This is a genomic window from Serratia sp. G204Y, from assembly GCF_051172435.1.
In the GTDB taxonomy this organism is placed as follows: Bacteria; Pseudomonadota; Gammaproteobacteria; order Enterobacterales; family Enterobacteriaceae; genus Serratia; species Serratia sarumanii.
The window spans coordinates 16,310-25,765 of record NZ_JBPIZA010000012.1; the positions used below are offsets into that span (position 1 = coordinate 16,310).

20 protein-coding genes and 1 pseudogene are annotated in these 9,456 nt (G+C 50.8%); all 21 read right to left on the minus strand.

The features are described from left to right. Positions 1 to 10 precede the first annotated feature (10 nt). Positions 11 to 364, minus strand: a complete 354-nt coding sequence (gene rplR, locus ACSBQQ_RS24490; RefSeq protein WP_004929748.1) for a 50S ribosomal protein L18 — start codon at positions 362 to 364, stop codon at positions 11 to 13. 9 nt (positions 365 to 373) lie between these two features. Then, positions 374 to 907: a 50S ribosomal protein L6 gene (rplF, locus tag ACSBQQ_RS24495; RefSeq protein ID WP_004929751.1), complete on the minus strand. Its 534-nt coding sequence runs from the start codon at positions 905 to 907 to the stop codon at positions 374 to 376. Between the two features lie 14 nt (positions 908 to 921). Next, on the minus strand, positions 922 to 1,314 hold the full coding sequence (gene rpsH, locus ACSBQQ_RS24500; RefSeq protein WP_004929753.1) for a 30S ribosomal protein S8: 393 nt from the start codon (positions 1,312 to 1,314) through the stop codon (positions 922 to 924). Positions 1,315 to 1,344: 30 nt separating this feature from the next. Further along, a complete protein-coding gene (rpsN, locus tag ACSBQQ_RS24505; RefSeq protein ID WP_004929754.1) occupies positions 1,345 to 1,650 on the minus strand; it encodes a 30S ribosomal protein S14 in 306 nt (101 codons plus the stop codon). A gap of 13 nt (positions 1,651 to 1,663) precedes the next feature. Then, positions 1,664 to 2,203 (minus strand): 50S ribosomal protein L5, encoded by a 540-nt coding sequence (rplE, locus tag ACSBQQ_RS24510; RefSeq protein ID WP_033636253.1) that lies wholly within the window; start codon positions 2,201 to 2,203, stop codon positions 1,664 to 1,666. A gap of 14 nt (positions 2,204 to 2,217) precedes the next feature. Then, complete coding sequence (rplX, locus tag ACSBQQ_RS24515) at positions 2,218 to 2,532, minus strand: 50S ribosomal protein L24 (RefSeq protein WP_004929758.1); 315 nt, start codon at positions 2,530 to 2,532, stop codon at positions 2,218 to 2,220. A 9-nt stretch (positions 2,533 to 2,541) separates the two neighbouring features. Beyond that, entirely contained in the window at positions 2,542 to 2,913 is a 372-nt protein-coding gene (gene rplN / locus ACSBQQ_RS24520) for a 50S ribosomal protein L14 (protein WP_000613954.1), read from the minus strand. 172 nt (positions 2,914 to 3,085) lie between these two features. Beyond that, positions 3,086 to 3,340, minus strand: a complete 255-nt coding sequence (gene rpsQ / locus ACSBQQ_RS24525; RefSeq protein ID WP_004929760.1) for a 30S ribosomal protein S17 — start codon at positions 3,338 to 3,340, stop codon at positions 3,086 to 3,088. Continuing rightward, on the minus strand, positions 3,341 to 3,532 hold the full coding sequence (gene rpmC, locus ACSBQQ_RS24530) for a 50S ribosomal protein L29 (protein WP_004929762.1): 192 nt from the start codon (positions 3,530 to 3,532) through the stop codon (positions 3,341 to 3,343). Then, a complete protein-coding gene (gene rplP, locus ACSBQQ_RS24535) occupies positions 3,532 to 3,942 on the minus strand; it encodes a 50S ribosomal protein L16 (protein ID WP_004929764.1) in 411 nt (136 codons plus the stop codon). The genes rpmC and rplP overlap by 1 nt, the downstream gene beginning before the upstream one ends. 12 nt (positions 3,943 to 3,954) lie before the next feature. Beyond that, positions 3,955 to 4,653: a 30S ribosomal protein S3 gene (rpsC, locus tag ACSBQQ_RS24540; protein WP_004929766.1), complete on the minus strand. Its 699-nt coding sequence runs from the start codon at positions 4,651 to 4,653 to the stop codon at positions 3,955 to 3,957. A gap of 17 nt (positions 4,654 to 4,670) precedes the next feature. Continuing rightward, entirely contained in the window at positions 4,671 to 5,003 is a 333-nt protein-coding gene (rplV, locus tag ACSBQQ_RS24545) for a 50S ribosomal protein L22 (protein ID WP_002223844.1), read from the minus strand. Positions 5,004 to 5,017: 14 nt separating this feature from the next. Further along, positions 5,018 to 5,296: a 30S ribosomal protein S19 gene (gene rpsS / locus ACSBQQ_RS24550; protein ID WP_004929772.1), complete on the minus strand. Its 279-nt coding sequence runs from the start codon at positions 5,294 to 5,296 to the stop codon at positions 5,018 to 5,020. Between the two features lie 14 nt (positions 5,297 to 5,310). Beyond that, entirely contained in the window at positions 5,311 to 6,135 is an 825-nt protein-coding gene (rplB, locus tag ACSBQQ_RS24555; protein WP_004929775.1) for a 50S ribosomal protein L2, read from the minus strand. Positions 6,136 to 6,153: 18 nt separating this feature from the next. Next, the gene (rplW, locus tag ACSBQQ_RS24560; protein ID WP_004951179.1) at positions 6,154 to 6,456 is read right to left on the minus strand and encodes a 50S ribosomal protein L23; all 303 of its coding nucleotides are present in this window, start codon (positions 6,454 to 6,456) and stop codon (positions 6,154 to 6,156) included. Further along, entirely contained in the window at positions 6,453 to 7,058 is a 606-nt protein-coding gene (gene rplD / locus ACSBQQ_RS24565; RefSeq protein WP_004929779.1) for a 50S ribosomal protein L4, read from the minus strand. The genes rplW and rplD overlap by 4 nt, the downstream gene beginning before the upstream one ends. A gap of 10 nt (positions 7,059 to 7,068) precedes the next feature. Continuing rightward, the gene (gene rplC, locus ACSBQQ_RS24570) at positions 7,069 to 7,698 is read right to left on the minus strand and encodes a 50S ribosomal protein L3 (RefSeq protein ID WP_015379265.1); all 630 of its coding nucleotides are present in this window, start codon (positions 7,696 to 7,698) and stop codon (positions 7,069 to 7,071) included. Between the two features lie 32 nt (positions 7,699 to 7,730). Further along, a complete protein-coding gene (rpsJ, locus tag ACSBQQ_RS24575; RefSeq protein WP_001181005.1) occupies positions 7,731 to 8,042 on the minus strand; it encodes a 30S ribosomal protein S10 in 312 nt (103 codons plus the stop codon). A 379-nt stretch (positions 8,043 to 8,421) separates the two neighbouring features. Further along, on the minus strand, positions 8,422 to 8,901 hold the full coding sequence (gene bfr / locus ACSBQQ_RS24580; protein WP_033636255.1) for a bacterioferritin: 480 nt from the start codon (positions 8,899 to 8,901) through the stop codon (positions 8,422 to 8,424). A gap of 73 nt (positions 8,902 to 8,974) precedes the next feature. Beyond that, positions 8,975 to 9,169, minus strand: coding sequence for a bacterioferritin-associated ferredoxin (gene bfd / locus ACSBQQ_RS24585; protein WP_015379266.1), 195 nt, complete (start codon positions 9,167 to 9,169; stop codon positions 8,975 to 8,977). 132 nt (positions 9,170 to 9,301) lie between these two features. After that, positions 9,302 to 9,456, minus strand: a pseudogene (tuf, locus tag ACSBQQ_RS24590) (elongation factor Tu); the annotation flags it as partial.

Consider the following 9,456-nt stretch of genomic DNA (forward strand, 5'->3'; position numbering starts at 1 on the left):
AACCTCTTCCTTAGAACTGAAGGCCAGCTTCACGGGCAGCATCTGCCAGTGCCTGGACTCGACCATGATATTGGAAACCGGAACGGTCAAAGGATACTTTCGCAATCCCTTTTTCCAACGCGCGCTCAGCCAGAGCTTTACCTACGGCTGCTGCTGCGTCTTTGTTACCGGAATACTTCAGTTGCTCCGCGATAGCTTTTTCTAAAGTAGAAGCGGCTACCAGTACTTCAGAACCGTTTGGAGCAATCACCTGTGCGTAAATGTGACGCGGGGTACGATGTACCACCAGGCGGGTTGCACCCAGCTCTTGGAGCTTGCGGCGTGCGCGGGTCGCACGACGGATACGAGCAGATTTCTTATCCATAGTGTTACCTTACTTCTTCTTAGCCTCTTTGGTACGCACGACTTCGTCGGCGTAACGAACACCTTTGCCTTTGTAAGGCTCAGGACGACGGTAAGCACGCAGATCTGCTGCTACCTGGCCAATTACCTGCTTATCAGCGCCTTTCAGCACGATTTCAGTTTGGCTTGGGCATTCAGCAGTGATACCTGCCGGCAGCTGGTGATCGATAGGGTGAGAGAAGCCCAGGGCCAAATTCACCACGTTGCCTTTAACGGCAGCACGATAACCAACACCTACCAGTTGAAGCTTTTTGGTGAAGCCTTCGGTAACACCAACAACCATTGCGTTCAGCAGAGCGCGCGTGGTACCCGCTTGAGCCCATGCGTTAGCAAAACCTTCGCGCGGAGCGAAAGTCAGTGCGTTAGCTTCTTGCTTCACTTCAACGGCGTCGTGGATAGTACGAGTCAACTCGCCGTTTTTACCCTTAATCGAAATAACCTGACCGTTGAGTTTTACCTCTACGCCGGCAGGAATGACGACGGGTGCTTTTGCAACACGAGACATTCTTTCCTCCCGAATTAAGCTACGTAGCAGATAATCTCGCCACCAAGACCAGCCTGGCGAGCTGCACGATCGGTCATAACACCTTTAGAGGTAGAAACAACAGCGATACCCAAACCGGCCATAACTTTTGGCAGCTCATCTTTTTTCTTGTAGATGCGCAGACCTGGACGGCTGATACGTTGAATGCTTTCTACCACAGCTTTGCCCTGGAAGTACTTCAGTACCAGTTCCAGAACAGGCTTGGCGTCGCCTTCGATTTTGAAATCTTCAATAAAACCTTCTTCCTTCAGCACGTTGGCAATTGCCACTTTCAGCTTGGAGGAAGGCATGGTGACCGCAACTTTGTTCGCGGCTTGACCGTTACGGATACGGGTCAGCATATCCGCGATCGGATCTTGCATGCTCATCTGTCTTTACTCCCGTGATTCAATTGGTAATTACCAGCTAGCCTTTTTCAAGCCTGGTACTTCACCGCGCATAGCGGCTTCACGAAGCTTAATACGGCTCAACCCGAATTTGCCCACATAACCATGTGGACGGCCAGTTTGGCGGCAGCGTTTACGCTGACGAGACGGGCTGGAATCACGCGGCAGAGTTTGCAGCTTGAGAACGGCATTCCAACGATCTTCATCGGATGCGTTCACATCAGAGATAATAGCTTTCAGTTCAGCGCGTTTTGCAAAGAACTTGTCAGCTAATTTCACGCGCTTGACTTCGCGTGCTTTCATTGATTGCTTAGCCATCAGTAACCCTGCCTTACTTGCGGAACGGGAAGTTAAAAGCAGCCAGCAGCGCGCGGCCTTCATCATCAGATTTCGCAGTAGTGGTAATGGTAATATCCAAACCACGAACGCGATCGACTTTGTCGTAGTCGATTTCTGGGAAGATGATTTGCTCACGCACGCCCATGCTGTAGTTGCCACGGCCATCGAATGACTTGGCGGACAGGCCACGGAAGTCACGGATACGTGGAACAGCAATGGAGATCAGGCGCTCAAGGAACTCCCACATGCGTTCGCCACGCAGAGTTACTTTACAGCCGATCGGATAGCCCTGACGGATTTTGAAGCCTGCAACAGATTTGCGGGCTTTGGTGATCAACGGTTTTTGACCGGAGATAGCTGTCAGGTCCGCTGCGGCGTTATCCAGCAGTTTCTTGTCAGCAATCGCTTCACCAACACCCATGTTCAGGGTGATCTTCTCGACCCGAGGGACTTGCATGACAGAGTTGTAATCAAACTGAGACATCAGTTGTTTGACTACCTCGTCTTTGTAGTAATCATGCAGTTTCGCCATCGTATTACTCCAAATTACTTGATAGTTTCGCTGTTAGATTTGAAGAAACGGACTTTTTTGCCGTCTTCGAATCTAAAGCCTACACGGTCAGCCTTGCCGGTAGCCGCGTTGAAGATAGCAATGTTAGAAACCTGAATTGCAGCTTCTTTTTCAACAATGCCGCCTGGTTGGTTCAGAGCCGGAACCGGCTTCTGGTGTTTCTTAACCAGGTTGATGCCTTCAACAATGACCTTGCCAGCAGACAGGACATTTTTTACTTTACCGCGCTTACCTTTGTCTTTCCCGGTAATCACGATAACTTCGTCATCACGACGGATCTTCGCTGCCATGTTCGCTCCTTAGAGTACTTCTGGTGCCAGAGAGATAATTTTCATGAACTTCTCATTACGCAGTTCACGAGTTACCGGCCCAAAAATACGCGTACCGATTGGCTGCTCGCTGTTATTGTTCAAAATAACGCATGCATTGCCATCGAAGCGAATGACAGAACCGTCCGGGCGACGTACACCCTTCTTGGTGCGCACCACTACCGCCTTCAGAACATCGCCTTTCTTCACCTTACCGCGAGGAATTGCTTCCTTGATGGTAATTTTGATGATGTCGCCGACGCCTGCGTAGCGACGGTGCGAGCCACCTAGAACCTTGATACACATTACGCGACGTGCACCGGAGTTGTCGGCGACGTTCAGCATAGTCTGTTCTTGGATCATTTTAGTGCTCCGCTAATGTCAACTACTACTTTAAAGACCCAAGTAAAAATTAGGCCGTTGAAAAGCCCCATAACCGAGGGCGCAGCATTATAACACCGCTTACTTGGTATGGGTAGAAAAAATAAACGGCTCATTTTCTGAGCCGTTTATTAAGTGAGAGCCAGCTACTCTATTACAGAATCGCTTTCTCTACAACGCGAACCAGCGTCCAGGACTTGGTCTTGGACAGTGGGCGGCATTCGCGGATTTCCACCACGTCGCCGGTACCACATTCGTTGTTCTCGTCATGTACGTGCAGCTTGGTCGTACGTTTGATGAATTTCCCGTAGATCGGGTGCTTCACAGTACGTTCGATAGCAACAACGATGGATTTCTCCATTTTATCGCTAACAACACGACCCTGCAGGGTACGGATAACTTCAGTCATTTACACACCCGCCTTTTGAGTCAGTAAAGTCTTAACGCGTGCGACGTCACGACGCACTTGTTTCAACAGGTGAGTTTGTTGCAGCTGGCCACTGGCCGCCTGCATGCGCAAGTTGAATTGCTCACGCAGCAGGTTGAGCAGCTCGGCATTCAGCTCTTCAACGCTTTTTTCACGCAGCTCTTGTGCTTTCATTACATCACCGTCTTAGTTACAAAGGTGGTTTTGATCGGCAGTTTCGCTGCTGCCAGTTTGAATGCCTCGCGGGCAACCTCTTCTGGCACGCCGTCCATTTCGTACAGGACCTTACCAGGCTGGATCAGGGCAACCCAATACTCCACGTTACCCTTACCTTTACCCATACGCACTTCCAGCGGCTTCTCGGTGATCGGTTTGTCCGGGAATACACGGATCCAGATCTTGCCTTGACGCTTAACTGCACGAGTCATTGCACGACGAGCTGCTTCGATTTGACGAGCAGTCAGACGGCCACGGCCAACAGCTTTCAGACCGAAAGTGCCGAAGCTAACATCCGTACCTTGCGCCAGACCACGGTTGCGGCCCTTGTGCACCTTACGGAATTTTGTACGCTTTGGTTGTAACATCAGCGACTCTCCTTACTTGCGGCCTTTACGCTGCTGCTTTTTAGGTTGAGCAGCCGGTTCCGGTTGTTCAACTGCAGCCATACCACCCAGGATCTCACCTTTGAAGATCCATACCTTAACGCCGATTACACCATAAGTGGTGTGCGCTTCAGATGTGTTGTAGTCGATGTCCGCACGCAGAGTGTGCAATGGAACACGACCTTCGCGGTACCATTCGGTACGTGCGATTTCAGCGCCGCCAAGACGGCCGCTTACTTCAACTTTGATACCTTTAGCGCCAAGACGCATTGCGTTCTGTACTGCACGCTTCATAGCACGACGGAACATCACGCGACGTTCCAGCTGAGAAGTGATGCTGTCAGCAACCAATTTAGCGTCGAGTTCCGGTTTACGGACTTCGGCGATGTTGATCTGTGCAGGAACGCCAGCGATGTCCGCTACGACCTTGCGCAGTTTTTCGACGTCTTCACCTTTCTTGCCGATAACGATGCCTGGGCGAGCAGTGTGAATGGTCACACGGATGCTCTTCGCAGGACGCTCGATAACGATGCGAGAAACGGAAGCTTTCGACAGTTCCTTAGTCAGGAATTGACGAACTTTAAAGTCGCTGTCCAGGTTGTCAGCGAATTCTTTGGTATTCGCATACCAAGTAGAGTTCCAAGGTTTGACAATACCCAGGCGAATACCATTAGGATGTACTTTCTGACCCATTGCTAGTCTCCAGAGTCTCAGCGATCGGACACAACCACAGTAATGTGGCTGGTGCGCTTCAGGATGCGATCTGCACGACCTTTTGCACGCGGCATAATGCGCTTCATGCTTGGGCCTTCGTCTACGAAGATTTTCGTAACTTTCAGATCATCGATGTCAGCGCCATCGTTGTGTTCTGCGTTAGCAATGGCAGACTCCAGCACTTTCTTAACCAGACCAGCAGCTTTCTTGTTGGTGTAGGTCAGAGTTTCCAGAGCTTGCGACACTTTCTTACCGCGAATCAGGTCAGCAACAAGGCGAACCTTCTGAGCAGAAGAACGAGCGTGGCGATGTTTAGCGATAGTTTCCATCTCTTCCTCCTACCTTAGCGCTTTTTAGCTTTTTTATCAGCCGCATGGCCGCGATAAGTACGAGTCGGCGCGAATTCACCCAGTTTGTGACCGACCATTTCATCGGAAACGAACACTGGTACGTGCTGACGACCATTATGGACAGCGATGGTCAAACCGATCATGTTAGGAAAGATCGTTGAACGACGGGACCAAGTGCGCAAAGGCTTCTTGTCACCGCTTTCCACCGCTTTCTCTACCTTCTTCAGCAAGTGCAGGTCAATAAAAGGACCTTTCTTGAGAGAACGTGGCATGGCTTATCCTCTAATTATTTTTTGCTACGGCGACGTACGATGAACTTATCAGTACGCTTGTTGCTACGGGTCTTCTTACCTTTGGTCTGAACGCCCCACGGAGTTACCGGGTGCTTACCAAAGTTACGACCTTCACCACCACCGTGCGGGTGATCTACCGGGTTCATCGCCGTACCGCGAACGGTAGGACGAACACCACGCCAACGTGCAGCACCTGCTTTACCCAGAACGCGAAGCATGTGTTCAGCGTTACCGACTTCACCCAGGGTGGCGCGGCAATCAGCTGGAACTTTACGCATTTCGCCGGAGCGCAGACGCAGAGTTACGTAGGAACCATCACGAGCAACGATCTGAACGTAGGCACCAGCGGAGCGAGCCATCTGACCGCCTTTACCTGGTTTCATTTCTACGTTGTGAACCGTTGAACCAACTGGAATGTTGCGCATCGGCAGGGTGTTACCCGCTTTGATTGCAGCATCAACGCCAGATTGAATCTGGTCACCAGCTTTCAGGCCTTTCGGCGCCAGGATGTAACGGCGTTCGCCGTCTTTGTACAGAACCAGCGCGATGTTCGCGGAACGGTTCGGATCGTACTCCAGACGCTCAACCACAGCAGGGATACCGTCTTTGTTGCGCTTGAAGTCAACCAGACGATAATGTTGCTTGTGGCCACCACCGATATGACGGGTGGTGATACGGCCATTGTTGTTACGACCACCGCTTTTGCTCAGTTTTTCCAGCAGCGGGGCATAAGGTTTACCCTTGTGCAGCTCAGGGTTAACCACTTTAACAACGTGGCGACGACCCGGAGATGTAGGTTTACATTTAACAATTGCCATTGTTCTTACTCCTCCGACTTACTCTGCGCCGCCGATGAAGTCCAGATTCTGGCCTTCTTTCAGGGTGACGTAAGCTTTTTTCCAGTCGCTACGACGACCAACACGCTGACCGTGACGCTTCACTTTCCCTTTAACTACCAGGGTGTTCACGTCTTCGACTTCGACTTCAAACAGTTTCTGCACTGCAGCTTTAATTTCTGCTTTGGTCGCGTCTTTGGCAACTTTGAGAACGATGGTGTTGCTTTTTTCCATCGCAGCGGATGCTTTTTCAGATACGTGCGGTGCACGCAGCACTTTCAGCAAACGTTCTTCACGGATCATGCCAGCATCTCCTCAACTTGCTTCACAGCATCAGCAGTCATAACCACTTTGTCGAAGGCGATCAGGCTAACCGGATCGATACCTGCTACATCGCGCACGTCAACCTTGTACAGGTTGCGAGCTGCCAGGAACAGATTCTCATCCAGTTCACCGGTCACGATCAGCACGTCTTCCAGAGCCATATCTTTCAGTTTCTGTGCCAGCAGCTTAGTTTTAGGCGCTTCTACAGAGAACTTCTCGACAACGATCAGACGATCTTGACGTACCAGTTCGGACAGGATGCTTTTCAGCGCGCCGCGGTACATCTTTTTGTTTACTTTCTGACTGTGGTCCTGTGGCTTAGCAGCAAAGGTCACGCCGCCTGAACGCCAGATCGGGCTCTTTACAGAACCTGAACGCGCACGGCCGGTGCCTTTCTGACGCCATGGCTTTTTGCCGGAACCAGTTACTTCAGCACGGGTCTTCTGAGCACGGGTACCTTGACGGGCACCTGCTGCATAAGCAACAACAACCTGGTGTACCAGCGCTTCGTTGAAATCACGACCGAAGGTAGTTTCGGAAACAGTCAGCGCGCTTTGCGCGTCTTTCAATACTAATTCCATTGCTATCCCCTTACGCCTTCACAGCTGGTTTAACGATCAGGTTGCCACCGGTTGCGCCCGGTACAGCACCCTTAACCAGCAGCAGGTTGCGCTCAGCGTCAACACGTACTACGTCCAGGCTCTGAACGGTTACGCGCTCATCACCCAGGTGGCCAGCCATTTTCTTGCCTTTGAACACTTTGCCCGGAGTCTGGTTCTGACCGATAGAACCCGGAACGCGGTGAGACAAGGAGTTACCGTGGGTAGCGTCTTGGGTACGGAAGTTCCAGCGCTTAACAGTGCCAGCAAAACCTTTACCTTTAGAAGTACCGGTAACATCGACTTTTTTAACGTCAGCGAAGATTTCTACGCTAATTTCCTGACCTGCAGCGAATTCTTGACCTTCTTCCAGGCGGAATTCCCACAGACCACGGCCAGCTTCAACGCCAGCTTTAGCGAAATGGCCCGCTTCCGGCTTGGTTACACGGTTAGCTTTTTTGCTACCGGTGGTAACCTGAACGGCACGGTAACCGTCGGTGTCCAGGCTTTTAACCTGAGTCACGCGGTTCGCTTCAATTTCAATTACGGTTACTGGGATAGAAACGCCATCTTCAGTGAAGATACGGGTCATACCCACTTTTTTACCGACTAAACCAATCATTGTTTCAACCTCTCAATCGCTCAATGACCTGATTAACCCAGGCTGATCTGCACGTCTACACCGGCAGCCAGATCCAGACGCATCAGAGCATCAACGGTTTTCTCGGTTGGCTCAACGATGTCAACCAGACGCTTGTGAGTGCGAATCTCGTACTGATCGCGCGCGTCTTTGTTGACGTGCGGAGAAATCAGAACGGTAAAGCGCTCTTTGCGAGTTGGCAGCGGGATCGGACCACGGACTTGCGCACCAGTGCGCTTTGCAGTCTCGACGATTTCCGCGGTTGATTGATCGATCAGACGATGATCAAACGCTTTCAGGCGGATACGGATTCTTTGGTTCTGCATGAGACCAGAGCTCCAATTATTTATAAACGTAAATAATTACTCCTCACACCCATTTCGATTGATGGGGGAGTGTAATCGTCAACATATAACCCCCATATCGGGAGTATTGTTCGAAAGGCAAAAAAGGCCTGCCAATCGACTGATTCGCTAAAATCAGGCTTACCAAGATTAGGTAAGCCCGCGCATTATACGCAAAATGGCCGAGGAAGCAAGCCGCAGTTGGAAATATGCTCAGGAAATCGTCATTTTTGCGCGCTCAGATGCAGTCGCGAGATGAAGGCGGCAAACAGGGTATGAATTATGCTTGGTAGGGACGCTCCCCTGCCCCACCGTAAAAACGGTTGCCGGCAGGAGAAACGATGACGAACAGAAGGCAGGTTTACTCTTTGCGCTCTAGAACCTGGGCCTGGGCATAGTTTTGAATACCGAGGCGAGCGATCAGATCCAGCTCGGTTTCCAGCCAGTCGATATGCTCTTCTTCATCGGCCAGGATGTCGATCATTAAATCGCGGCTGACGTAATCGTGGATCGAGTCGGCATAGGCGATACCTTCGCGCAGGTTTTTGGCACCCGCCAGCTCCAGCGCCAAATCGGAACGCAGCATCTCTTCAATGTCTTCGCCGATGTTCAGCTTGCCGAGATCTTGCAGGTTCGGGATCCCTTCCAGGAACAGGATACGCTCGATGTAGCGATCGGCATGTTTCATTTCGTCGATCGACTCGTGGTACTCCTTGTCGTTGAGGCGCATTAACCCCCAATTCTTGAACATGCGGGCGTGCAGGAAATATTGATTGATGGCAACCAGCTCGTTACCGAGCAGCTTGTTGAGGTGAGCAATGATCTTTTTATCGCCTTTCATAGGTAATTCCTCCTGGCCAGTTCTAAAAGTGTAGAACCTGTAAGCCAAGAGTCAAAAATAACCTTACCCTTTGTTAGGCAACTTCATGCATTGGGATGATAGTTCCGCGTTCCTCCACCATAATCTGTCTTGCCTGACGAATGCACTTTCCACAATCGGTACCAATCGGCACAAGTTCACGCAGCTGCTTCATGGTATGGGGATTGTGCTGACGCACCGCATTACGGATCGCTTTGTCAGTCACCGCATTACACAGACATACATACATAGAGAGACTCACTTCTTAACCAATGCACTGAGTCTAAATGGGAATGGTTTTTATTTCAATTAAGATTTAAACAAATTGCATAAAAAAAGGGCACCGAAGTGCCCTTTTTTGTGTCGAAAAAATTATTCGCGATTAAGCGATAACTTTAGCAACAACGCCCGCGCCAACGGTACGGCCGCCTTCACGGATTGCGAAACGCAGACCGTCGTCCATCGCGATTGGGTGAATCAGGGTTACAACCATGTTCACGTTGTCGCCTGGCATTACCATCTCTACGCCTTCTGGCA

What these genes read in the sequence shown, in the direction of transcription:
- rplR (WP_004929748.1), bottom strand. Translation starts at nt 364, where the DNA reads ATGGATAAGAAATCTGCTCGTATCCGTCGTGCGACCCGCGCACGCCGC.
- rplF (WP_004929751.1), bottom strand. Translation starts at nt 907, where the DNA reads ATGTCTCGTGTTGCAAAAGCACCCGTCGTCATTCCTGCCGGCGTAGAG.
- rpsH (WP_004929753.1), bottom strand. Translation starts at nt 1,314, where the DNA reads ATGAGCATGCAAGATCCGATCGCGGATATGCTGACCCGTATCCGTAAC.
- rpsN (WP_004929754.1), bottom strand. Translation starts at nt 1,650, where the DNA reads ATGGCTAAGCAATCAATGAAAGCACGCGAAGTCAAGCGCGTGAAATTA.
- rplE (WP_033636253.1), bottom strand. Translation starts at nt 2,203, where the DNA reads ATGGCGAAACTGCATGATTACTACAAAGACGAGGTAGTCAAACAACTG.
- rplX (WP_004929758.1), bottom strand. Translation starts at nt 2,532, where the DNA reads ATGGCAGCGAAGATCCGTCGTGATGACGAAGTTATCGTGATTACCGGG.
- rplN (WP_000613954.1), bottom strand. Translation starts at nt 2,913, where the DNA reads ATGATCCAAGAACAGACTATGCTGAACGTCGCCGACAACTCCGGTGCA.
- rpsQ (WP_004929760.1), bottom strand. Translation starts at nt 3,340, where the DNA reads ATGACTGAAGTTATCCGTACCCTGCAGGGTCGTGTTGTTAGCGATAAA.
- rpmC (WP_004929762.1), bottom strand. Translation starts at nt 3,532, where the DNA reads ATGAAAGCACAAGAGCTGCGTGAAAAAAGCGTTGAAGAGCTGAATGCC.
- rplP (WP_004929764.1), bottom strand. Translation starts at nt 3,942, where the DNA reads ATGTTACAACCAAAGCGTACAAAATTCCGTAAGGTGCACAAGGGCCGC.
- rpsC (WP_004929766.1), bottom strand. Translation starts at nt 4,653, where the DNA reads ATGGGTCAGAAAGTACATCCTAATGGTATTCGCCTGGGTATTGTCAAA.
- rplV (WP_002223844.1), bottom strand. Translation starts at nt 5,003, where the DNA reads ATGGAAACTATCGCTAAACATCGCCACGCTCGTTCTTCTGCTCAGAAG.
- rpsS (WP_004929772.1), bottom strand. Translation starts at nt 5,296, where the DNA reads ATGCCACGTTCTCTCAAGAAAGGTCCTTTTATTGACCTGCACTTGCTG.
- rplB (WP_004929775.1), bottom strand. Translation starts at nt 6,135, where the DNA reads ATGGCAATTGTTAAATGTAAACCTACATCTCCGGGTCGTCGCCACGTT.
- rplW (WP_004951179.1), bottom strand. Translation starts at nt 6,456, where the DNA reads ATGATCCGTGAAGAACGTTTGCTGAAAGTGCTGCGTGCACCGCACGTA.
- rplD (WP_004929779.1), bottom strand. Translation starts at nt 7,058, where the DNA reads ATGGAATTAGTATTGAAAGACGCGCAAAGCGCGCTGACTGTTTCCGAA.
- rplC (WP_015379265.1), bottom strand. Translation starts at nt 7,698, where the DNA reads ATGATTGGTTTAGTCGGTAAAAAAGTGGGTATGACCCGTATCTTCACT.
- rpsJ (WP_001181005.1), bottom strand. Translation starts at nt 8,042, where the DNA reads ATGCAGAACCAAAGAATCCGTATCCGCCTGAAAGCGTTTGATCATCGT.
- bfr (WP_033636255.1), bottom strand. Translation starts at nt 8,901, where the DNA reads ATGAAAGGCGATAAAAAGATCATTGCTCACCTCAACAAGCTGCTCGGT.
- bfd (WP_015379266.1), bottom strand. Translation starts at nt 9,169, where the DNA reads ATGTATGTATGTCTGTGTAATGCGGTGACTGACAAAGCGATCCGTAAT.